General features: G+C 57.0%; 18 protein-coding genes. 11 read left to right on the top strand and 7 right to left on the bottom strand.

What is annotated here, in order from left to right; genetic code table 11:
• The first annotated feature begins 51 nt into the window (after nt 1-51).
• The 5 genes from ACP8J1_RS06595 (at nt 52) to ACP8J1_RS06575 (ending at nt 7626) form a co-directional block, all read left to right on the top strand.
• Nucleotides 52-1719, top strand: coding sequence for an ABC transporter substrate-binding protein (locus ACP8J1_RS06595; protein ID WP_023021437.1), 1668 nt, complete (start codon nt 52-54; stop codon nt 1717-1719).
• Between the two features lie 54 nt (nt 1720-1773).
• Complete coding sequence (locus ACP8J1_RS06590; RefSeq protein WP_023021438.1) at nt 1774-2319, top strand: adenine phosphoribosyltransferase; 546 nt, start codon at nt 1774-1776, stop codon at nt 2317-2319.
• Between the two features lie 87 nt (nt 2320-2406).
• Nucleotides 2407-4695 carry a RelA/SpoT family protein gene (locus ACP8J1_RS06585; RefSeq protein WP_156900699.1) on the top strand — a complete coding sequence of 763 codons (2289 nt, stop codon included), beginning with the start codon at nt 2407-2409 and terminating at the stop codon, nt 4693-4695.
• Nucleotides 4696-4883: 188 nt separating this feature from the next.
• Nucleotides 4884-6956, top strand: coding sequence for a bifunctional metallophosphatase/5'-nucleotidase (locus tag ACP8J1_RS06580; RefSeq protein WP_023021440.1), 2073 nt, complete (start codon nt 4884-4886; stop codon nt 6954-6956).
• A 97-nt stretch (nt 6957-7053) separates the two neighbouring features.
• Entirely contained in the window at nt 7054-7626 is a 573-nt protein-coding gene (locus ACP8J1_RS06575) for a DUF421 domain-containing protein (RefSeq protein WP_023021441.1), read from the top strand.
• 126 nt (nt 7627-7752) lie between these two features.
• On the opposite strand, the gene ACP8J1_RS06570 is transcribed toward ACP8J1_RS06575, so the two are convergent.
• Nucleotides 7753-8103 carry a hypothetical protein gene (locus tag ACP8J1_RS06570; RefSeq protein WP_023021442.1) on the bottom strand — a complete coding sequence of 117 codons (351 nt, stop codon included), beginning with the start codon at nt 8101-8103 and terminating at the stop codon, nt 7753-7755.
• A 352-nt stretch (nt 8104-8455) separates the two neighbouring features.
• Nucleotides 8456-9316 (bottom strand): peptidylprolyl isomerase, encoded by an 861-nt coding sequence (locus tag ACP8J1_RS06565; RefSeq protein ID WP_023021443.1) that lies wholly within the window; start codon nt 9314-9316, stop codon nt 8456-8458.
• A 142-nt stretch (nt 9317-9458) separates the two neighbouring features.
• Here ACP8J1_RS06565 and tpx point away from each other — a divergent pair, with 142 nt between their 5' ends.
• From tpx to hisS, 3 genes are all read left to right on the top strand, one after another.
• Nucleotides 9459-9956, top strand: coding sequence for a thiol peroxidase (gene tpx / locus ACP8J1_RS06560; RefSeq protein ID WP_034655835.1), 498 nt, complete (start codon nt 9459-9461; stop codon nt 9954-9956).
• Nucleotides 9957-10040: 84 nt separating this feature from the next.
• On the top strand, nt 10041-10676 hold the full coding sequence (locus ACP8J1_RS06555; protein WP_023021445.1) for an MBL fold metallo-hydrolase: 636 nt from the start codon (nt 10041-10043) through the stop codon (nt 10674-10676).
• Between the two features lie 5 nt (nt 10677-10681).
• Nucleotides 10682-11971 (top strand): histidine--tRNA ligase, encoded by a 1290-nt coding sequence (gene hisS, locus ACP8J1_RS06550; protein ID WP_023021446.1) that lies wholly within the window; start codon nt 10682-10684, stop codon nt 11969-11971.
• A gap of 26 nt (nt 11972-11997) precedes the next feature.
• Here the strand turns inward: hisS and ACP8J1_RS06545 are convergent, their stop codons facing one another.
• The 5 genes from ACP8J1_RS06545 to ypfJ form a co-directional block, all read right to left on the bottom strand.
• The gene (locus tag ACP8J1_RS06545) at nt 11998-12573 is read right to left on the bottom strand and encodes a TetR/AcrR family transcriptional regulator (RefSeq protein ID WP_023021447.1); all 576 of its coding nucleotides are present in this window, start codon (nt 12571-12573) and stop codon (nt 11998-12000) included.
• Nucleotides 12574-12583: 10 nt separating this feature from the next.
• On the bottom strand, nt 12584-13993 hold the full coding sequence (locus ACP8J1_RS06540) for an L-serine ammonia-lyase (RefSeq protein WP_023027859.1): 1410 nt from the start codon (nt 13991-13993) through the stop codon (nt 12584-12586).
• Between the two features lie 177 nt (nt 13994-14170).
• Nucleotides 14171-14830, bottom strand: coding sequence for an FMN reductase (locus ACP8J1_RS06535; protein ID WP_023021449.1), 660 nt, complete (start codon nt 14828-14830; stop codon nt 14171-14173).
• 2 nt (nt 14831-14832) lie between these two features.
• Entirely contained in the window at nt 14833-15945 is a 1113-nt protein-coding gene (locus tag ACP8J1_RS06530; protein WP_023021450.1) for an LLM class flavin-dependent oxidoreductase, read from the bottom strand.
• A gap of 716 nt (nt 15946-16661) precedes the next feature.
• Nucleotides 16662-17540, bottom strand: a complete 879-nt coding sequence (gene ypfJ / locus ACP8J1_RS06525; RefSeq protein ID WP_034655834.1) for a KPN_02809 family neutral zinc metallopeptidase — start codon at nt 17538-17540, stop codon at nt 16662-16664.
• A gap of 249 nt (nt 17541-17789) precedes the next feature.
• On the opposite strand from ypfJ, the gene aspS reads away from it, so the two are divergent.
• The 3 genes from aspS to ACP8J1_RS06510 all read left to right on the top strand — a co-directional run bounded on the left by aspS (nt 17790) and on the right by ACP8J1_RS06510 (nt 22396).
• Nucleotides 17790-19622 carry an aspartate--tRNA ligase gene (gene aspS / locus ACP8J1_RS06520; protein ID WP_023021453.1) on the top strand — a complete coding sequence of 611 codons (1833 nt, stop codon included), beginning with the start codon at nt 17790-17792 and terminating at the stop codon, nt 19620-19622.
• 124 nt (nt 19623-19746) lie between these two features.
• On the top strand, nt 19747-20961 hold the full coding sequence (locus ACP8J1_RS06515) for a protein kinase family protein (protein WP_023021454.1): 1215 nt from the start codon (nt 19747-19749) through the stop codon (nt 20959-20961).
• A gap of 43 nt (nt 20962-21004) precedes the next feature.
• Nucleotides 21005-22396: a replication-associated recombination protein A gene (locus tag ACP8J1_RS06510; protein ID WP_023021455.1), complete on the top strand. Its 1392-nt coding sequence runs from the start codon at nt 21005-21007 to the stop codon at nt 22394-22396.
• Nucleotides 22397-22435 lie beyond the last annotated feature (39 nt).

The following is a 22435-nucleotide window of genomic DNA, read 5'->3' as shown; positions in this document are numbered from 1 at the left end:
TCCGGTAGTAAAATTCAGGCGGATCGCTAGCTGAAGTGAGGGCACATAACCATGCTTAAGGAAAAGAGCAGTTCTGGAGGACGTCATAGGGGGAGGCGGGCCCTTGCTTCATGCGTATCCGCACTCGCCCTGGCTGCATCTGCCTGCAGCGGGCAGGGTGGCGAGGATGAGTCTTCGGCTGCGCCCCAGGAACCAGAATCCTATGGATACTTTGGGTACCAGGTAAATTCCCGTCTGGCCACTACCAACGCAGGCACCTCCTTTGGTTCTGCCAGCTCCGCCGGACTGTTATCCACGCGCCTATATCCTGGCCTTTTCGTACCTGGTCCCGCGGGCGAATTGATCCCCAATGCAGACCTAGTAGAAACGGAAGAGCTCCCGCCCGCTGAGGGCAGCGACCAGCGCAGCGTCCAGCTGACCTTGGCCGAGGATGCCGTCTTTTCCGATGGCACTCCCGTGACCTGTGATGATTACTATTTGACTTACGTTGCCGGCACCCATCCGGCTGAATTCGCCTCCCATATGCCGCTGATGAATGACATTGCGAATTTCAGCTGCGAACCCCACAGCAAATCGTTTACGTTGACCTTTAATAAGGATCAGGGGCAGCGCTGGCGCCATATGTTTGGCGCCGGAACGGTCATGCCCGCCCATGCGCTGGCAGAAAAGGCTGGGTTGAGCCTTGAGGAGCTTAATGCGGCGCTGGCAGCCGAAGATATGCAAGCGCTAGATCCAGTTGCCCAGGCATGGCGGTATGGCTTCTCTGTGGCAAAGGATCAACTCGATCCAAAACTGCAAGTGTCTTTTGGCCCCTATGTCATCGACAAGATAGGCGATGAGGGCGAGGTTATCCTCAAAGCGAACGAAAAATACTTTGGGGATGCGCCAGCCGAGGACCACGTTGTGGTGTGGCCAGCGGATGCTGACGCGCACAAGCTGGTAGATAAGGGGGCACTGCGCGTGGTCGACGCCGCCAATGCAACCCCTGACTGGCTTGACCGGAATCAAAGTGAGTCAGGGGAGGACTCCTATGAAGCTACCCCAATGGTAGGCGAGCTAACGGATACGCTGACGCTGTCTGAGGCTGGGGTATTCGCCGAGCCGTGGGCGCGCGAGAGCTTCGCTGCGTGCGTCGATCAGCAGGCGGTGGCTCAGGCAAGCTCCGCGGCCTCTGGCGTAGAGGTGCCACCGGCTTATGTGCGCACCGTTTCCGTCACCAACCCGGTTGCCGGCGGCCTCGACAAAGTGGGTAAGGAGCACCAGGGTACCGATCTGGCGCAGGCGGGGAATCTGAATGGAACGACCATCAAGGTCGGCTACTTAGGACCGGATAAGCGTTACGCAGCTATGGTGGAACAGCTCCGTGCATCCTGTGAGCCGGCCGGAATCACCATCGAGGATGCGTCTGCGGAGTTTATGTCTCAGCACTACCTGGAAATGGATCCAGAAACCTGGGCACCTACCGTCGACGCTTTCCTTGGACCGGTAGCTCCTCAGACGGAGTACTCCGCGGTCGAAGCTAGTATGAAAAACTCTGCGGAGCTTAAGAAGACAGAAGAAGCTTTGTGGAAGGATATTCCGTCCATTCCGCTCTCCGCGCAGCCGCGTGTCTTCCTCGTCCGCCGCGACGTGGAAGGTGTCCTGCCGTACACTGGCGTCTCGGGCATCGGTTGGAATATGGATCGCTGGCGTAGCACCGCTCCAACCGAAAAGAAGTAGGACCCGCAACAGCGGCCGTTAACGACCTCTCGCAATTATTTCTCAAGGAAGATTATGAGTTCGCACTACGAATCAGCAGCACAGGCTCTCAAGGATAAGGTTCGCCTCGTTCAAGACTTCCCAGAGGAGGGTATCCTCTTCGAAGATCTCACCCCAGTTTTGGCAGACCCAGAGGCTTTTCGCACCGTCGTAGACGGCTTAGCGGCCGCCTGCGAGGAACTGGGCGCGGAGATGATCGGTGGCCTAGATGCCCGTGGCTTCCTCCTCGGCTCGGCCGTGGCCTACAAGATGGGCCTGGGTATCCTAGCCATCCGCAAGAAGGGCAAGCTTCCTCCTCCGGTATACACCGAGGAATACGAGCTGGAATACGGCTCGGCGGCGCTGGAGATTCCGGCCAGCGGCGTCGACATCAAGGGCAAGCGCGTAGTGCTTGTCGACGACGTCCTAGCCACCGGTGGCACCCTCCATGGTGCGAAACTTCTGCTCGAGTCCGCGGGTGCCGAGGTTGCCGGCAACGTCGTTGTGCTGGAAGTCAAAGGCCTCAATGGGCGTGAGCGTTTATCCGGCCCGCCGCTCATTGTGCTAAATGCCACAGACTAAGATGAAGTGTCTAAGCTAGATCCCACGATCTAGACGAATATGAGGCCAATATGGCCCGTGGCACTGTGAAGGGCGGTAGAAATGGCCATGGATAAACCCGTAAAGCGCCAGACCGGCGGCGGTATGCGTAGCATGTCGGCTCGCCTTGCCCGTTCGCTCACAGGCGGCCGAGTCAGGGTGAATCCGGTGCTGGACCCGCTGATGTCCATCCACCGCAAGTTTCACCCTAAGGCCGACTCAGACCTGCTCAATCGTGCTTATAACACCGCCGAGCGTCTGCATGAAGGGGTTTTCCGCAAATCTGGAGAACCTTATATCACCCACCCACTTGCCGTTGCTACGATCGCTGCGGAAATTGGTATGGACACCACCACCATCGTGGCAGCGCTCTTGCACGATACGGTGGAGGATACGGACTACTCCTTAGACGACCTCACCAGGGATTTCGGCCCCGAGGTGGCCCGGCTGGTTGACGGCGTGACGAAGTTGGATAAGGTGGCGCTGGGCTCGGCCGCAGAGGCGGAAACCATCCGCAAGATGATCGTAGCCATGGCCACTGACCCGCGCGTCTTGGTCATTAAGGTCAGCGACCGCCTGCACAATATGCGTACGATGCGGTTCCTCCCGCCCGAAAAGCAGGCCAAAAAGGCGCGCCAAACCCTCGAGGTTATCGCTCCATTAGCTCACCGCTTAGGCATGGCCAGTGTGAAGTGGGAGCTGGAGGACCTATCCTTTGCCATCCTGTACCCCAAAAAGTACGACGAGATTGTGCGCATGGTGGCAGACCGCGCCCCCTCGCGTGACCGCGCGCTCAAAGAGATCATTAGCCAAGTTAGTGCGGCATTGAAGGAAAACGGCATTGAAGCTGAGGTTATGGGCCGGCCAAAGCACTACTGGTCCATCTACCAAAAGATGATCGTACGTGGCCGCGACTTTGCAGAGATTTTTGACCTAGTGGGTATCCGCATCCTAGTAGAGGATGTCAATAGCTGTTATGCCGCAATTGGCGTGGTTCACTCGATCTACCAAGCTCTGCCCGGGCGCTTTAAGGACTATATTTCTTCGCCGCGATTTGGTGTCTATCAATCGCTGCACACCACAGTGCTAGGCGATGGTGGTGCCACGCTGGAGGTCCAGGTACGCACCCACGAGATGCACTACAATGCCGAATTCGGCGTGGCCGCTCACTGGCGCTACAAGGAAACCAAGGGCAAAAACTCGGGCCACCAAGAAGAAGTGGACCAGATGGCGTGGATGCGCCAACTTCTGGACTGGCAGAAGGAAGCAGCTGACCCTAATGAGTTCCTAGACTCCTTGCGCTATGACCTTACCGCTAAGCAAATCTTTGCCTTTACCCCTAAGGGTGACGTAGTAAATCTGCCCGCAGGTTCTACTCCGGTGGACTTTGCCTATGCAGTACATACCGAAGTGGGGCATAGGTGTATCGGTGCCAAGGTCAATGGCAAGCTGGTAGCACTGGAATCGAAGCTAAAATCCGGTGACAAGGTTGAGATCTTTACTTCTAAAGACCCTAACGCAGGCCCGTCCCGTGATTGGCAGGACTTTCTGGTATCTGCACGCGCTAAGACCAAGGTACGGCAGTGGTTTGCCAAAGAGCGCCGCGAAGAACATTTGGAGGCAGGGCGAGATGCCCTAGCCACTGAGGTCCAGCGAGGCGGCCTGCCGATGCACCGCCTGTTTACCGCCAGATCTATGAAGCAGGTGGCGGAGCAGCTGCACCACGCTGATGTCGATTCGCTGTATACCGCCATCGGCGCGGGCCAAGTATCTGCGCAACATGTTGCCAATCAATTGGTTGCCATGTTTGGGGACCAGGACGATGCAATTGACACTTTGGCCTCGCGCACGCCGCTGTCTGAGATTGAAAATTCCCGTGCCCAGCACACCGAGGACTCCGCATCGGGCACCGGCATCTTGGTGGAGGGCAGCCCTGATGTAATGGCCAAGCTCGCCAAATGCTGCCAGCCTGTACCAGGCGATACCATCTTTGGTTTCGTAACCCGAGGCGGCGGAGTATCAGTGCACCGAGCCGACTGCACCAACGCGGAAAAGCTCAAAGCAGAACCCGAGCGCATGCTAGAGGTGGCCTGGTCTTCTGGGACCTCCGCTACCGGTGCTTTCTCTGCGACGTTGCAATTGGAAGCCCTTGACCGGCAAGGCCTTCTTTCAGAGCTCACCCGCGTTATGAGTGATGAGAACATCAACGTTTTGACTATGAACTCCAACCGGGGAGATGACCACATTGCGACGGTTAGGTTTACGTTCTCGGTGTCAGACACCAAGCAGCTGGGCACGTTAATGACGACCTTGCGCAATACGGAAGGCGTCTTCGACGTTTACCGAGTAACTGCTTAGCGCGCTTTCTCCTTACCCTCAAGGAGGGGCGGGGCAAGCAACGCGAAGGCTTCGGGCTGGTTACCAGTGTATGAATTTTCGGCTTCTGCCAGGTAAATCCCCAGCAAGCGAGCTTAGTTTCTCCTGCCAAGTTGTTAGTAAAGCGATATAAATTATCCTGTTGCTTTCTACAATCTAGGAGTATTTCAATGCAGTTTCGCCGCATCGGCCAACTTGTGGCCGCCACTACCGTATCCGCTGTAGCTCTCTCCGGCGCGCAGGCGGTCGCACAAGAAAACAAGACCACCATCTCTGTCACCAATATCACCGATATTCACGGTCACTTGGAGGACAAGATCGGCGACCCAGCAAAGGCCGGCGATGAAATTGGCGTGGCTCGTTTGCAGTCCCTAATCAAGCAGGTGAATGAAGGTCAGGAATTCAACCTGACTTCTTCGGGCGATAACGTAGGCGGCTCTGCCTTTGTATCTGCAATTTCTGATGACAAGTACACCCTTGAGGCTCTCAATCAGATGGGCATGAAGGTATCCGCAGTGGGCAACCACGAGTTTGATAAGGGCACCGAGGATCTAACCGAGCGCATTCAGCCGAACTCCACGTATCCCATCTTGGGTGCCAACGTGCTGAAAGACGGCAAGCCCTTGCTTAAGCCTTCTCACGTTGAAGACGTGGACGGCGTCAAGGTGGGCTATGTCGGAACCGTGACGGAAAATACCAAGTACAAGGTATCTGCGGCCAAGATCCCGGGCGTTACCTTCACGGATCCAGTAAAGGCAACCAATGAAGAGGCCGCCCGGCTAAAGGAGTCCGGCGAAGCGGACGTTGTTGTCGCCCTTTTCCACGAGGATGCCCAAGAATATGCCGAGGGCTTCAGTAAAGACGTAGACGTGCTTTTCGGCGGCGATACTCACCAGCGCACCAAGGGCGAAGTCCCGCGCGAAGGTGCACTCCCGTTGCAATGGGCGCAGGGGCATGAGTATGGCAAGTTGCTTAACGACGTCGACATTACCTTTGACAAGTCCGCCAAGAAGGTAACCGACATCAAACTCAGCCAGTACGATGCTACCGACGCTACCGCTGTCGAGCCGGACGCTGGCATTGCAGCTGTGGTGGAAAAGGCACAAAAGGAAGCCGAGGTAGAAGGCTCCAAGACTGCAGGAAACGTCAAGCAGGACCTGTTCCGTGGCTCTGACAAAGGCGCAGAGGCAGGCTCCAACCGTGGCGTAGAATCCACCCTCAATAACTTCATCGCAGATGGCCAACGCTATGCCATGAGCAAGCAGGTAGGTAAGGATATCGAGATCGGTGTCATGAACGCCGGTGGTGTGCGTGCTGACCTGAAGGGTGGCGACGTTACCTACAAGGACATCTTTGAGGTGCAGCCGTTTGGTAACTCCGTGATTACCGCAAAGATTTCCGGCGAGGAGTTCATCAATGCTTTGGAAAACCAGTGGCAGGAAGGCAGCCGTCCGCGCTTGGCCATGGGGCTTTCCAATAATGTGCAGGTGGTCTACGACCAGAAGGCCAATAAGGGTGAGCGGGTAAAGTCCGTGACCATCAACGGCGAACAGATTGACCCGAAGAAGGATTATTCCATCGCGTTGTCGTCCTTCCTTGCTTCTAGTGACGAAGAAGCCGGCGGCGATGGCTATTTCAACGCTGGTTCCATCAAGGACAAAAACGATGTGGGCTACATGGACACTCAGGCCATGATTGACTACATCAAGTCGGGTGAATCTGAGGTCCGCACCGGACAAGGTCAAATCGGTGCCCACGTTGAAGGTGAGGTGAAGCCGGGTAAGGAAATTACCGTCAATCTGTCTAGCCTTAATTACTCCACCGAGGGTGAGCCGATTGCCAAGAAGGCAACCGTGAAGTTGGGTGACGCTGAGCAGACCGTCGACATCGACAACGCTGCCCAGGAAGGCGATGCGCAATTTGGCGAGCGCGGACGTGCAACGGTAAAGCTCACCGTTCCAGAAAACCTCAGCGGCAAGCAAAACCTCGAAATCACCACTGACGCCGGCACAAAGGCAACTCTGCCTATCGAGGTAAGCGGCGAGGGCTCCCAGGAGCCGGGTGCTAAGCCCGAGCCGAAGGGTTCCTCCTTGTCCTCTAACGGTTCTTCCATGGGCAGCGCAGTATTTGCCATTGTTGCGGCGCTGGTAGCTGGTGTTGCGGTTGTGGGTATGAACCCGCAGATTCTTCCTGCCCCAGCGCGCAAGATGATTGAGGACCTGCGCAAGCAATTCCACCTCTAAGCCATCACGGCGCTAGGCGGAGCGGTTCTTCCTGAACGGGGGAGTATCGCTCCGCCTTTTCTGTATGCCGTGCAGCAGCCAGGTAACCTAATCAACCGTGGATACTCTAGACCTCTTCCTGCGCGAAATTACCTATCAACTAGGCATTGAATGGCACCGTATCCCAGTTGTCGTATTGGCCACTTTGGGCATCTACCTATCCTTCATGGTCTTAGTGAAGATTTTTGGCTCCCGGGTCCTTACTTCCATGACGGCCTCAGATGCCATCATCATCATTATGTTTGGCGCGGTTGCAGGCCGTGTCATTGTGGGTAATCCACCGACCCTGGCCGCCGGCGTAATCGGTTTGACTACTCTGATGGCTCTAGAGGCCGCGTTCGGTACTATCCGCAAAGTGGTGAAGTGGACTCGCTTTCTTGACCGGCGCCCAGTTCTCCTAGTATTTCGCGGGAAAATGGTTGAGGATAACTTGACCCTGGCACATATTACTAAGTCAGATATCTATTCTGCTGCCCGCAAGGCAGGCATTAGCCGCATGCAGGACGTACAGATTATGATCCTGGAGCCCACGGGTCATATCTCTGTCATCAGGGTCGGTCAAACAATCGATCCAGAGCTTTTCAAAGACCTCGTAGGGTCCGAGTACATTGAAGACGCCAAAGAGTCCTAGAAGCATTCCTAAGACTCGAAAGCACTAGCGTCGAGCAGTTCTTCCAATTGCTCAAAAGCCTACAAAAAAGCCGCTGCATTCCCATTTGGAATGCAGCGGCTTAAGAATCGCTATGAAGCGGTGACCTTACTTGTTGCCGAAAGGCAGGTCGAGGTACTTATTTGCGAAGGCGAACAGGGTGCCCAGAGCGCCGATGACGGCGGTAACAACGCCGATCCAAGCCTTGATGTCTTCTGCCTTCTCCTTGGAAGTGCGGGTGTCTTCCTTCTTCTTGGAGTCGTCAGCGTTGGAGTTGGACTCGCCGTCCTTTTCAGAAGCGTAGTTGTTGCCGTCGGAGGACATACCTTCGAAAGTGTTGGTGATGCGGGAGGACAGTTCGTTGGTGGTGTCCTCAGCGTTTGCAACGGTGGTGCCTGCGAAAGCGACGGACAGAGCGGTTGCGCCGGCAACGAGTGCCTTGCGGGAGAAAAGCTTCATGTTTGATTCCTAACAAGCTTGGTGCGTTCAAAGACGTTTCAAATACTAGACAGGCTGACAGGCTTCCGCAACAGTATTGGCAGGTCTCTGTTTACTCGCTGAAATATCTGAAAGTCTGCTGTGTGCTGCAAGTTTGCTCTTGTGGCTAGTGTGAACTAGGGGAATTTTAGAGGCTTAGTGTTTCTGCAGCTAAGGGCTCATATTCAGGCTCAGGTTAAATTAAGGAAAGTATAAGCCCCGGCGCGTCCGTACGTTGTGAAAGTGACGAATGCGCGGGGCTTAACCCTTGCCCCCGTTAGGGGGTGTGCGGTGGTGGCAGGGGAGGCGTCGCCAAGCAGGGCTTTTAAAGCGCCTAGGCCTTGACGGTTGCCTTCTTGATCTTGACTTCCTTTGCTGGCTTGCCGTCTGGCTGGCCGCCTTCGACACCGTTCTTGGCAATCTTGTCCATCGTCTTCATACCTTCATCGGTAATGGTGGCGAAGTAGGTGTAGTTCGGGGTCAACTCAGAATCGTCATAGTTGAGGAAGAACTGAGAACCATTGGTGTCTGGACCGCTATTTGCCATGGCAACGGAGCCGCGCGGGTAGATAACGGGGTTCTGGGCATCCTTCTCATCCACCTCGTCGGTGGGGTACTCATCAGCGAAGCTGAAGCCAGGGCCGCCGGAACCGGAACCGGTCGGATCGCCACACTGCAAGACGTTGAGACCACCCGAGGTCATACGGTGGCAAACGGTGTTGTCGTAGTAGCCAGACTTTGCCAACTCAGAAATTGCGTTGGTGGCACACGGCGCCTTGGCACGATCCATCTCCATCTCAATGGTGCCCTGAGAAGTCTCAAAGGAAACGGTAACGGTGCCCTTGGTGGAAATATCCTTTCCATTCGGCTTGGTCGCACCGTTGGAATCTTGACCGGTGTCCTCGTACTTACAGGTCACGGTATCTGGCAGAGCCTTTGCACGCTTATCTGCGATGGGCTGTGCCTGTGGGGTTTGCTGCGAGGTCTCAGCTGCGGAGGACTCCTCAGCCTGTACCTTCTCATCGTCGCCTTCGCGGGTGGACAAGTAGTAAATACCGCCTACCAGGGCGAGGATTACTACGAGGGACGCGAAGACAACGCCCAGCGGGCGTGTCTTTTGCTTGCGTTCGCGGGATTTTAGCTCGCGCTCGAGCTTGCTCAGCGCCTCTTCGCCGCGCTTTTTATTATTTGGCACCGGGAGTCAACCTTTCTAGCGATTTTCGGTGGCATGATTCAACCTGACCGAGTTTAGCGGTTCCATACTTCGAATAAAGCGTGGGCAAGTAAATCGGGCTAGTCAATGGCTATTGGGCCAAGTCATGGGTACTCTGGTTTCTATGGTTGAACCAGATTTTATCGACCCGCCAACACCCACCGTTGGTGAACTTCCCGCAGTGGGAGAACCGCTGCCCGAATTCGAACTCATCGGTACGGACCTGAGTCAGATTAACAATGAGACTTTCGCGGGCACGCGCCTTATTATCTCCATCTTTCCGTCTATCGAAACCCCTGCCTGCCAGGAGCAACTGCGCCGTTTCCATGAGCAGGTTGCGCAGCTAGATAACACTAAGCTTCTTTGCGTTTCTCGTGACTTGCCTTTTACCCTCAAGCGATTTTGCGCTGCGGAAGGCATTGCTGATGTCATTGCCGCCTCCGCATTTCGATCTGACTTTGGAGAGAAATTCGGCGTGACCGTACGCGATTCCGTATTGGAAGGCCTCCTTGCTCGCTCCGCGGTCGTGGCCGATGAAAATCACCGGGTGATGCACACACAAATGGTTCCAGGTGTTGTCACCCAGCTTGACTATGAGAAGGTGTGGGATATTTTGAGCTAGGCCGCACAGCGTTGCTGGTCGCGGTTCATCTACGAAGGCGGGGCCGGGCGGCTCTTTATTCTCTGGGCAGCTAGGGTGGTGGGTATGGAAATCTTCGGTTTTACTGCCGGTCCCTTTCAGACCAATACCTATGTGATTGCGGAGGGCCGCCGCGCCTTCATCGTCGATCCCGGCATGGATGCGATGGAAAAAGTCCTAGAGCATGACCTGGACTATGAGGCTATCGTGCTTACCCACGGCCACATTGACCACACCCGGGACGCCGGATCCCTTGCCGAAAAGCTCGATATCCCTGTTTATATTCACCCCGCTGACAAGTTTATGCTCGCCAGCGGCGAAGGTGTTTCGCCCCAGACGCAGGAGCTTTTCGACGCCGCCCATATGGTCCCCATCAACGATGTGCGCGAGCTACAAGACGGGGAAATCCTAGAACTCCTCGGCCACACCTTCAGCTTGAAGCACGCACCCGGGCATTCTCCGGGATGCACCATGATCATTGCTGAGGACTTTGCCTTAACTGGTGATGTGCTCTTTGCCGGTGCCATTGGTCGCACCGACCTACCTCACTCGGATCCCAAAGCCATGCAGAAGTCCCTCGCGGGACCAGTATGGAGTTTGGCGGATAACCTCGACATTCTGCCCGGCCATGGCCCCACCACCACCATGCGTAAGGAGAGGGCGACCAATCCCTTCTTCGCTACATTGAGGGAGGTACTGTAATACCCGTGAGTAATAAAAAGCAGTTTCAAGCCCTGTCCGCTCCTAAAGGTGTCCCAGACTATTTCCCACCGCAGTCGGCCGCATTCTATAAGGTGCGCCAGACCATGGTGGAGCAGGCACATCTCTCCGGCTTCCAGCACATTGAGCTGCCCATTTTTGAAGACACCGCGCTCTTTGCTCGTGGCGTAGGCGAGTCCACCGACGTGGTATCTAAAGAGATGTACACCTTCGCCGATCGCGGTGACCGCTCCGTTACTTTGCGCCCAGAGGGTACTGCCGGCGTGATGCGCTCTGTCATTGAGCACAACTTGGACCGTGGCCAACTGCCCGTGAAGCTTAACTATTTTGGTCCGTTCTTCCGCTACGAACGCCCGCAGGCCGGTCGCTACCGCCAGCTCCAGCAGGTGGGCGTGGAGGCAATTGGTGTCGACGATCCCGCGCTAGACGCCGAGGTCATTGCTTTGGCAGACCGTTCCTTCCGCGCGCTGGGGCTCAGCGGCTTCCGCCTCGAGCTGACCAGCTTAGGAGATCGCAATTGCCGCCCGGCTTACCGGGAGAAGCTGCAGGAGTTCCTCTTTAAGCTCGATTTGGATGAAGAGACCTGCCACCGTGCTGAGATCAATCCTCTGCGTGTGCTGGATGATAGGCGTCCGGAGATCCAAGAGCAGCTTGTCGATGCCCCCTTGATGCTCGACCACCTTAATGCGGAATGCCGCGAGCATTTCGAGACCGTCACCGGCATGTTGGATGATATGGGCGTAGCTTATGAGATTAATCCGCGCATGGTGCGCGGACTGGATTACTACACTAAGACCTGCTTCGAGTTCGTCCACGACGGCCTTGGTGCGCAGTCCGGTATCGGTGGCGGTGGACGCTACGACGGCCTGATGGCCCAGCTAGGAGGCCAAGACCTATCTGGCATCGGCTATGGCTTGGGCGTCGACCGCGCCCTGCTGGCTCTTGAAGCCGAGGGCATCACCCTAGAAGGCGTATATTCTCGCGTGGACGTCTTTGGCGTGGCGCTGGGTGCCTCCGCAAAGCGCACCATGACCACTCTTATCAACGATCTCCGCAAGGCCGGCATTTCCGCGGATATGTCTTTTGGAGACCGTGGCCTCAAGGGCGCGATGAAGGGTGCGGACCGCGCAGGTGCGCGCTTTGCTCTGGTACTGGGCGAGCAGGAGCTAGAAAACGGCACCGTTGCGCTTAAGGACCTAGCCGCACACGAGCAGCACGACGTCAATGTCTCTGACCTAGTTTCCGTCCTTACACGCGAAATGCACGGCGAGGCTTAAGTTTCTGTAGCTGGTGGGCATCGCGCTTAGGCGCGGTGCCCTCTTTTAATGCCCGCCAGGTAAAGATCAATAATCTTTTCTTGCAGGTCGGGTTGGTAGGCCTCAACATCGACCTCGCGGGGCCGCGCCAGACTCAGGAGTCCCACAATGAATTCGAGGTGGGTGACTCCGGGTCCGATCTCGCCGTGCTGTTGCCCAAGCTCAATAAACCTGCGCCCATTGCTCTCCAAGAGATCACGCTGAGCGGTTAGCTCGGGGCTCAGAGAATCCAAATCCTGGGGGATGAAGGCAGGGATAAGGGTATTAAGCTCCATGGTAAGGATATGGGTGGCATAGGCGCGGACATAATCATTGCCGGAATGCTTAGGATCCTCAAAGTCAGCGATGAGACGCTGTTGGAACCTCGCAAAGGCATCGCCCATATATTCTGCGCAAGCGCGGATAAGGCTCGCGCGGTTAGGGAAGTTGCGATAGACGGTGGCTACACTCACCCCGGCCTGTGCGGCTACCTTATCCAAAGCGACATTATCGCCGTGGGATCGGAATAACTGACACGCCGCGGCAATAATAGCTGTGCGGCGGTGAAGGGCATCTGCGCGCATGGAGTCTGTTTTAGCACTCCACCTGGGACACACTAAAGCCCATGGTCTTAGCCAATCCGCCCAGGGAGGTTTCCTTGTATTTGGAGAGCATATCGCGGCCGGTCTCTGCCATAGTTTGCACTGCATTATCCAAGGTCACATGATGAGTGCCTTCGCCCATCTTGGCCATGCGTGCGGCATTGATGGATTTAACCGCACCGATCGCATTGCGTTCGATGCACGGAATCTGCACCAATCCGCCAACTGGGTCGCAGGTCAGGCCCAAGTTATGCTCCAATGCGATCTCCGCGGCATTTTCTACCTGCGCCGGAGTAGCGCCGAGCAGCTCTGCCATACCCGCAGCGGCCATAGCGGAGGCGGAACCTACCTCGCCTTGGCAGCCCACCTCAGCTCCCGAGATGGACGCATTTTCTTTGATGATCATGCCGATAGCACCGGCGGTCAATAGGTAGCGCCGGGCGGTAGAACGGGTGAAGTCTGCGCGGAAATCGCGCGCGTAATGCAGTACCGCTGGAATGATGCCGCACGCACCATTGGTCGGTGCGGTAATGACGCGGCCACCGGCCGCGTTTTGCTCATTGACTGCGAGGGCATAGAGGTTAACCCACTCCATGGCGGAGAAACCGCAGCTGGTGTCATCCTGATTTTCCAGCAACTGGGCGTACATCTTTGGGGCGCGACGCGGCACACGCAACCCTCCCGGTAGTAGGCCCTTGGTGGAAATACCTTCGGTCACACACTCCCGCATGATGTCCCAGACCAGATCAAGGTGCCGCAAAACGAATTCGGCGCCGCCCTCGTCACGGTGCAAGGCTTCTTCGTTGGCTAGCACAATCTCCCAGATTGCCTTGTCATGAGCCTCGCACAGATTGAGCAATTCTTCGCCCGTGGTGAAATGATAAGGAACGGTGTCATCAACCTGCGCTGCGGCTACGCCAGCGGGCACCTCATTGCTTTCGGCGACTTCTGCATCAAGCTCGGAGCGAGAGAGAATAAAGCCGCCGCCGACAGAAAAGTACTCTTCTTTTTCTGCGATGAGGTTGCCACTTTCGTCCCAAGCACTAAAAATCATGCCATTGGGGTGTTGAGGAAGTGGCTCGTTATCAAAGACGATCTCATAGTCCACCGTGCCGCGGGGGCCAGAAATGGATCCTTCACTGGGGATAAATCCACCTGCGTGCGGCTCGGCGTCGATAGGCACGCTCAGTGGATCCCAGCCAGCGAGACCGAGGATGACCGCGCGGTCAGAGGCATGCCCGCGGCCAGTGGCGGAAAGAGAACCACGCAACTCGGTATACACCTTCGCCGGGTGCTTCTCGAGGGAATCGAGGAATTGCTTAGCCGCGCGCATAGGCCCAACGGTGTGCGAAGAGGACGGGCCGATGCCGATGGAGAAGATGTCCGTGACGCTAATTGTCATAGTTAAGCTGTGCCGAACCTTTCTGGGTGGATATGTGTTTGGCTCCTAGGGGCTTTTCTCGTATCAAGGGGCAAAGCCGGAAGCGAGGGGAGAGGCAAATTTTCTGTGCCCAGCGTAGCGAAAGTCACACCTTCTATCAATCGCCGCCTATGCGAAGTACAGACCGCGGCCTGTGGCCTAGTCGCCGTATCCATTCAGGAGCTTTCCCAAGGGGATGAAGTTCTCCTTGGCTAGCCGCACAGTAGAACGGCCACCCAACCCCTCCAGCTCGCCAGCGATTCCAGACACCCTGTCCCTGGGGGCAACCATTTGGTCAGCTAGCTGAATGGCAGAGCGTTCAATGCGGGTGACAATGCGTTCTCCTTCTGGAGTGCCCAAGTCTTCCGCAGCCTGAAAAACTCCCGTTGGCACGATATTTGCGTGGAGTTGATTAAACAGTGGGCGAAGCGCGTAATCCAAAATTAGGGAGTGGCGCGAAGAACCAGCTGTAGCTGCGATAATGGTGGGAAGATCGTCTAGTGCATGGGGCTTCAAGGTATCAAAGAACATCTTGAAGAGGCCTGAGTAGCTTCCCTGAAATACAGGGGTGACGGCAATAAGTCCATCGGCCTGAGCAATGCACTCCTGGGCCCGGGCCAACTCCGGCGTCGACGCAGTCCGATCTGTCATGGCAGTAGCTAGTTCGAAAGCCAGATCGCGAATCTCAATGACGTCGATCTGGGTCCCTTCACCGCGCGCGGAGATTTTGGCGCGGGTAGCCTCTGCAAGCATGTCTGCCAGCCGGCGAGAGGAAGACGGTTGCGATAAGCCAGCTGAAATAACGAGTAGGGAGCGCATAACTAGTGTTCCTTTCCAGGGCTGACCTGCAGGTGAGAAGAATTGGGCTCAGCGAGCAAGCTAGCGTGCGTCGGCGGGTGAGAAGGAACGTGGCTGGGACGGCGTTGTTCAAAGCGTCGTCGCAGCTCGGGGACTACTTGGGTGCCAAGGATTTCTATCTGCTCGAGGACTACTTCTTGCGGTAGCCCGGCATGATCGATGAGGAAAAGCTGACGCTGGTAGTCCCCGGCCCAGTCAGCAAAACTGAGGGTCTTTTCAATTACTTGCTCCACGGTGCCAACGGTCAATGGGGTCTGGGCCGTGAATTCTTCGAGGCTGGGGCCGTGTCCATAGACCGGGGCATTGTCGAAGTAGGGGCGGAAGAAATCTTTAGCCTCTTGCTCGGTATCGCCGATAAAGACCTGGCCACCAAGGCCTACAATCGCTTGGTCCGCTTGGCCGTGGCCGTAGCTTGCAAAACGACGGCGGTAGAGATCTACCATCTGAGCCGTGTGTTCCTTATTCCAAAAGATATTGTTATGGAAGAAACCATCGCCGTAATAAGCAGCTTGCTCGGCAATTTGCGGCGAACGAATTGAGCCGTGCCAGACAAAGGGTGGAATTCCATCCAGCGGCGCCGGGGTGGCGGTAAACCCTTCCAAGCCTGTGCGGAACTTTCCTTGCCAATTAACAACTGGCTCGCGCCAGAGCCTGCGCAGCAGGTGATAATTTTCAATAGCCAAGGAAATGCCCTGCTGGATATCCTTGCCAAACCACGGATAGACCGGGCCCGTATTTCCGCGGCCCAGCATGAGGTCTACTCGTCCTTGTGCAAGGTGCTGCAGGAAGGCATAGTCCTCTGCGATCTTGACCGGGTCATTTGTAGTAATAAGAGTCGTTGCAGTCGAGAGCTGCAAGCGCTTAGTCTGCGCGGCGATATAGGCCAAGTGCGTGGTAGGTGAGGACGGCACGAAGGGCGGGTTGTGGTGCTCGCCGGTGGCAAAGACATCAAGGCCTACCTCCTCGGCCTTGAGTGCAATCTCCGTTAAGTTGCGGATGCGCTCGGCCTCAGAGGGAGTTTTTCCTGAGTTGGGGTCAGTGGTTAAATCCCCGATACTGAAGATGCCGAATTGCATGGTTACCTTTCTCTGCGGTGCCCAGGGGTAAAAGACGCAGTGTGAACGGCTGGCGAATCATTCCCATTCTAGGGCATCCATTAGTACCGGTAGGTCCGCCGGTGCAACCAACCACAGCGGAGTCTCATTTACTTTGCCGTGTTCTGTGATGACGGCTGCGCACGGGCGGTTCCCCAGGCTATCGGTTTCTGATGGGCAATCCATCGGTTCCTGCACACTTACCGTGCGGGCCAGAAAGATGGCGCGATCGCTGGGCTCTTGATACCTCGCTCTATCCGCACTGTCGGCGGCATCGAGTTTGTGCTTATCGCTGAAATCCGCGGCGACCCATCGATGCGGCTGCAGGACGCGAAGGGTCTCGGGAGGGGACACCACTATGTCCCGGAGGGTGGAAATCTGCTGTACCACTGCTGCGTGCGGCTGAGCGATGAGCTCTGATTTGTAATAGCGGGCGTGGGAAAGGAGTTCTTTGCGTTCACAATGGAGCGCAGGGTTTTAAGGTCATGAAAGCGGCCAAGAATGCACTAGCTAGGTGAATAGTGATAGGTGCCAGTGTGGAGAAGGGTGGAAAGGGAGGGCGTCGCCAAGCGCGGAGTGCTTGCAGCGCCCTGGGATAGGGATAAGAAAACCCGCTAGCCCCGGCACAGTCGGTATGGCTAGCGGAGGTGGCGAGTTCGTCTAGGCTCTTAGAGGATAGGCGGCGGCCAAAAGTAGTTTTAGCCGCGGTAGGCCCCGCGCTCCAAGGTGTCGCACTGGGACATCTTGCCGGAGTTATAGCCAGCGAGGAATGCCTTCTCGCGTTGTTCAGAAGAGCCATGGGTCCAGGAGTCAGGCTGGACCTGGCCGCCGGAACGGCGTTGAATATTGTCATCGCCCACCGCTTGGGCAGCGGCGACAGCATCCGAGACCTGTTCTTTGGTAATGGGCTCTAGCAAGGGGTTGTCACCCTTGTCGGCGTAGGAGGCCCACAGCCCGGCGTAGCAGTCAGCCTGCAGCTCGATCTTTACGGCGTTGGAATCGGCGCCGGGGTTGTTATAGTCCGACAAGCCGAGGGTGCCCTCCAGGTTTTGAATGTGGTGGCCAAACTCGTGGGCCACGATGTACATGCGGGCCAAAGGGGCATTTTCCGCGCCGAAATTGCGCAGGGAATCAAAGAACTCGGTATCGAAGTAGGCGGACTCATCGCGTGGGCAATAGAAGGGGCCGGTAGAAGAGGATGCCGCGCCGCATCCGGTATTAACGCCACCGTGGAAGACCACGCGCTCCGGTTCGGTGTATTGGATATTTGCCTGTTCTGGCAGCACCTTGGACCAAACGTTGTCCACGCTGCGGCCGGTGAACTCTACCAGGCATTCATCTTTGGTATTGCCATCTTCTGCAGTTTTGCATTCTGGGCTATCGCCCTGCGCGGCGCCATCGGACTGAGACTGTTCATTGCCTAAAATCGCGCCCAAGTCTGAGGGGTTACCGCCAAGTAGGAGGAAAAGGCCAAGCAAAACAATCGAGCCGACGCCACCGCCGATGGCGATGCCACCGCCGCCGCCACCGGAACGAGCTTCCTTGCCGCCGAAATCGGCACCAGATCTAAAAGTCATGTCTAAATAGTGCCACATGGCCCCCTTAAAACACAGGATGAAGATGGGTACACAAGGGGGCAAGGAAACAGGGGGAGGAAGCTACCTTTTCCGCTTTCGGGGCGGTGCTGCGTCTACCTTACTACGCTGCATGTACCGGTAGGGATGTAGGATTGTGCACGTTCCTAGTCTTGTGCTTGGTTTGGCGCGCGCTGTTTACGCGTGGCGGGACCCGCAAGTGACACAATTTTCAGAAGGGATTGAACAACAGTGCTGCGTACCCACTTAGCTGGTGAGCTCCGCAAAGAACTCGCAGGAGAGACCGTCACCCTAACCGGTTGGGTTTCCCGCCGCCGCGATCACGGTGGTGTGATATTCATTGACCTGCGCGATCGCTCTGGCATCGCCCAGGTTGTCTTCCGTGAATCTGACGTGGCAGAACGCGCCCACGACCTGCGCTCCGAATACTGCGTGAAGGTTACCGGTACCGTAGAACCCCGCCCGGAAGGCTCTGAGAACCCCAACCTGCCGTCCGGCGAGATTGAGGTCAATGTCGCGGATCTCGAGGTGCTCAATAAATCTGCAGCGCTGCCGTTCCAGGTTGATGATCCTTCGACCTCGGGTGAGGTAGGCGAGGAGACTCGCTTGAAGTACCGCTACTTGGACCTGCGCCGTGAGCGCCAGGCGAAGGCCCTGCGCCTGCGTTCTGCTGCTAACCGTGCAGCCCGCAAGGTGCTGGATTCTCATGACTTTGCAGAAATTGAGACTCCGACCTTGACTCGTTCCACCCCGGAGGGTGCGCGTGACTTCCTGGTGCCGGCGCGCTTGAAGCCAGGCACGTGGTACGCACTGCCACAGTCCCCGCAGCTGTTCAAGCAGCTGCTCATGGTCGCTGGCATGGAGCGCTACTACCAGATTGCTCGTTGCTACCGCGATGAGGATTTCCGCGCCGACCGCCAGCCGGAGTTTACGCAGCTGGACGTGGAGATGTCCTTTGTAGACCAGGACGATGTCATCGCCTTGGCAGAAGAGATCGTTACCGAGCTGTGGAAGCTCATTGGCTACGAGATTAAGACTCCAATCCCGCGCATGACCTACGCTGATGCGATGAAGTACTACGGCTCTGATAAGCCAGACCTGCGCTTCGACATCAAGATTGTAGAGTGCACCGAGTTCTTTAAGGACACCACCTTCCGCGTCTTCCAGAATGAATACGTGGGCGCTGTGGTTATGGAGGGCGGCGCCTCCCAGCCACGCCGTCAGTTTGATGCTTGGCAGGACTGGGCTAAGCAGCGCGGTGCGAAGGGCTTGGCTTATATCACCGTGGGTGAGGACGGCACATTGGGTGGCCCGGTAGCTAAGAACATTACCGACGCCGAGCGCGAGGGCATCGCAGAGCACGTTGGCGCTAAGCCAGGCGATGCCATTTTCTTTGCCGCTGGCGACACCAAGTCTTCACGTGCCCTGCTGGGTGCTGCGCGCGGCGAGATTGCAAAGAAGCTGGACCTTATCAAGGAAGGCGACTGGGCCTTTACGTGGGTTGTTGATGCCCCGCTCTTCGAGCCTTCTGCCGATGCAACCGCTTCCGGCGACGTCGCTTTGGGTCACTCCAAGTGGACCGCGGTCCACCACGCCTTCACCTCCCCGAAGCCGGAGTGGATTGATTCCTTTGACCAGAACCCGGGCGAGGCTACCGCCTACGCTTATGACATTGTCTGCAACGGCAATGAGATTGGCGGCGGTTCCATCCGTATCCACCAGGAAGACGTGCAAAAGCGCGTCTTTGATGTCATGGGAATTGGGGACGAGGAAGCTCAGGAGAAGTTTGGCTTCCTGCTCGATGCCTTCTCTTATGGCGCCCCACCGCACGGCGGCATCGCCTTTGGCTGGGACCGAATTGTCTCCCTGCTGGGCGGCTTCGACTCCATCCGCGACGTCATTGCGTTCCCGAAGTCCGGCGGCGGCGTAGACCCGCTTACCGACGCCCCTGCGCCAATCCCTGCCGCACAGCGCAAGGAAACCGGCGTAGACTACAAGCCGGAAAAGAAGAAGGAACAGGACAAGGCCGGTTCCACTGCGGGAGAGACTGCTGAGGAGAAATAAGCAGATAGCTTGAACCTCAGCCGCTGAGGCACACCGTGCGGGGCACATCGTAGGCCGTGGCCATTTTCGCTGCGGGCGAACTTGTGGCCCCGCTTTGGTGTGAGGGGGCATACTGGATAGAACTATGGATGAAAACGATACTGTGCTATCGCCCGAGGACGTCATCAAGGCCGCCTCGGAGATGTTGTCGCGCCGTTTTGGTGGCACCCCGGAGATGTCGAGCGTAGAGCGCTTGGATGGCTCCGGCAATGCAATGGTCTTGCGCGCAAGGATTGCCCCCGGCGCCTTCCTGCCTCACCGTTCGGTAGTCATTAAATACAACCCGGTTACAGGCTATGGCGTTGATGATGCCGCAATGCTGCGTGAGGTTGTGGCTTATCAATTTACTACCGCGCTATCTGAAGATGTGCGCCCCGGCCCGGTGCTCCTCGCCCATGATTTAGATAAGCGCATTATCGTTTTGACGGACTTGGGAGAGGGCGAAACGCTTGCCGATGTCCTGGTTCAGTCCACCGATGCCGACCGCGTCCGAGTGCTGCGCTCGCTGGGCAGCGCACTGGGCCACATGCATGCGGGGACCGCCGGGCATGAGCAGGATTATGAAACCTTGCTTAGCCGCATGTTGCGCAAGAACCCGGAATTGGCCCCGCACCAATCCGTGCGTGATGAGGCATTGGAAGGCTCCATCGGAATCGGCCTTGATTTGCTGGATACGGCGGGGCTCGAAGCCCCCGAAAGCTTCCGTGAGCTAGCTAGTCAAGCAGCCAGGTCTTTGGCCTCCGGCAAGGACCGGGCCTTTACCCCCTTTGACCTTTCTCCAGATAATATTATCGTCTCGCAGCACCTGCACTTCTTGGATTATGAATGGGCGGGGTTCCGCAATGTAGGCTTCGACGTGGCCTGCGTTATTGCCGGTTTCCCACAATTCCTCTTCTCTAAGCCGATTACGGACGAGGAGGCAGATATTTTTATCTCCGCCTGGTCTCGTGCGGTAGCAGACGTGTGGCCGTTGTTTTCTGATCCGGAAGAGATCCATGGACTCATCGTGGCTTCACTTATCGGCTGGGCGCTGTCGAGCGTGACCACCATGCAAGCAGGCGGCATTGAAGGGCTGGTGGCCTTGGTCAGGGGAGAAGCCGAGGTCTTCCACGATCCGCAGCATTCGATCTTGCGCCCGGCCGATCACGGGCCGTTTACGGAAGATGAATTGCTGGTACGCCGCGATCTGTACGAAACCTTTGAGGCGCTGTCGCGCTATGCCGCGCGCTGCGATGGCCCCTCCTGCGCACCCATCGCAGAATTTGGCAGCGCAATTGCGCGCCGCTTGGATGATGAATAGATAACTTCGATGTGCCCGCACACTGCTAGAAGGTAGGTTTTTAGTGTCTCAAGACTCTCTCTTTGGCGGGCCCACCCCCGGGGACAATGCCGCGTCTTTGCCTGGGAAGAACCTCTTTGCCACCCACGCAGGATCGCCGCTGGCGGCGCGCATGCGCCCGCAGAGCTTGGATGATGTGGTCGGACAAGACCACCTCTTGGCTCCTGGCAAGCCATTGCGCCGCCTAGTGGAAGGCTCAGGGGAGGCCTCTGTCATTTTGTATGGCCCGCCAGGTACTGGCAAGACCACGATTGCCTCTCTTATTGCGAGCCAGATGGGGCAGAATTTTGTGGGTCTATCCGCGCTCGATTCGGGCGTGAAGCAGGTCCGCGAGGTCATCACCCACGCCCGGCAAGAGCTCATTCACGGGCGCCGGACGGTGCTTTTTATCGATGAGGTACATCGATTTTCTAAAACCCAACAGGATGCGCTGCTCGCGGCCGTGGAAAACCGCACGGTACTGCTCGTGGCGGCGACGACGGAAAATCCCTCATTTTCCGTTGTGGCGCCGCTCCTGTCGCGCTCGCTGCTTTTGCAGCTGCATTCGCTAAGCGACGACGACCTAAGGGGCGTCGCCAAGCGCGCGCTAGAAAGCGATCGAGGCTTGGGCGAGCGCAAGATTCGGATCACCGATGAGGCCTTGGAACAGTTAGTTCTTCTGGCCGGCGGCGATGCGCGGCGCACATTGACCTACCTGGAGGCGGCGGCCGAGGCGGTCGACGACGGCGGGGAAATTACCGCACAGACGGTCACGGATAACGTCAATAAGGCGGTGGTGCGCTATGACCGTGACGGCGACCAACACTACGATGTGGTCTCTGCGTTTATTAAATCCATTCGTGGTTCCGATGTTGATGCTGCGCTGCATTATCTAGCCCGCATGGTGGAAGCAGGAGAGGATCCGCGCTTTATAGCGCGCAGGCTCATAGTGCATGCCTCCGAAGACATCGGTATGGCCGATCCCACTGCGCTCCAGGTAGCAGTGGCGGCGGCCGAGGCCGCACAGCTCATCGGAATGCCGGAGGCGAGAATTCCCTTGGCGCAGGCCACCATCCATCTGGCCACCGCGCCGAAGTCTCCATCGGTAATCTCCGCCATCACGCAGGCCCAGGCAGATGTGGCCGCCGGCAAGGTGGGCCACGTGCCGGCGCATCTGCGCGATGGACACTACGAGGGCGCAAAGCGGATGGGAAATGCCGTGGGCTATGTTTACCCCCACGATGATCCCCGCGGCGTAGTAGAACAGCAATACCTGCCCGATGAGTTGGAAGGCTCCGTATATTATGAACCCACCGATCATGGAGCTGAAAAGCGCGTTTATGACTATATAGGCCGCTTGCGCAGCATTATTCGCGGCAAGCGTTCTCCCGGTAAAAACGCTCGCCGGCCGCGCTGATACCTACCCAAGGGAAATTGCGGTGCGGCGAAGGGTAAA

Source organism: Corynebacterium sp. LaCa_205, from assembly GCF_057458085.1.
Note: the sequence above shows the minus strand (reverse complement) of the source record. Positions and strands in the feature narration are given on the sequence as shown.

Coding starts and splice junctions, on each gene's coding strand:
- tpx (WP_034655835.1), top strand. CDS start 9,459: ATGGTTGAACCAGATTTTATCGACCCGCCAACACCCACCGTTGGTGAA.
- ACP8J1_RS06595 (WP_023021437.1), top strand. CDS start 52: ATGCTTAAGGAAAAGAGCAGTTCTGGAGGACGTCATAGGGGGAGGCGG.
- ACP8J1_RS06580 (WP_023021440.1), top strand. CDS start 4,884: ATGCAGTTTCGCCGCATCGGCCAACTTGTGGCCGCCACTACCGTATCC.
- ACP8J1_RS06530 (WP_023021450.1), bottom strand. CDS start 15,945: ATGCAATTCGGCATCTTCAGTATCGGGGATTTAACCACTGACCCCAAC.
- ACP8J1_RS06555 (WP_023021445.1), top strand. CDS start 10,041: ATGGAAATCTTCGGTTTTACTGCCGGTCCCTTTCAGACCAATACCTAT.
- ACP8J1_RS06590 (WP_023021438.1), top strand. CDS start 1,774: ATGAGTTCGCACTACGAATCAGCAGCACAGGCTCTCAAGGATAAGGTT.
- ACP8J1_RS06570 (WP_023021442.1), bottom strand. CDS start 8,103: ATGAAGCTTTTCTCCCGCAAGGCACTCGTTGCCGGCGCAACCGCTCTG.
- ACP8J1_RS06515 (WP_023021454.1), top strand. CDS start 19,747: ATGGATGAAAACGATACTGTGCTATCGCCCGAGGACGTCATCAAGGCC.
- ACP8J1_RS06535 (WP_023021449.1), bottom strand. CDS start 14,830: ATGCGCTCCCTACTCGTTATTTCAGCTGGCTTATCGCAACCGTCTTCC.
- ypfJ (WP_034655834.1), bottom strand. CDS start 17,540: ATGACTTTTAGATCTGGTGCCGATTTCGGCGGCAAGGAAGCTCGTTCC.
- ACP8J1_RS06540 (WP_023027859.1), bottom strand. CDS start 13,993: ATGACAATTAGCGTCACGGACATCTTCTCCATCGGCATCGGCCCGTCC.
- ACP8J1_RS06585 (WP_156900699.1), top strand. CDS start 2,407: ATGGATAAACCCGTAAAGCGCCAGACCGGCGGCGGTATGCGTAGCATG.
- ACP8J1_RS06545 (WP_023021447.1), bottom strand. CDS start 12,573: ATGCGCGCAGATGCCCTTCACCGCCGCACAGCTATTATTGCCGCGGCG.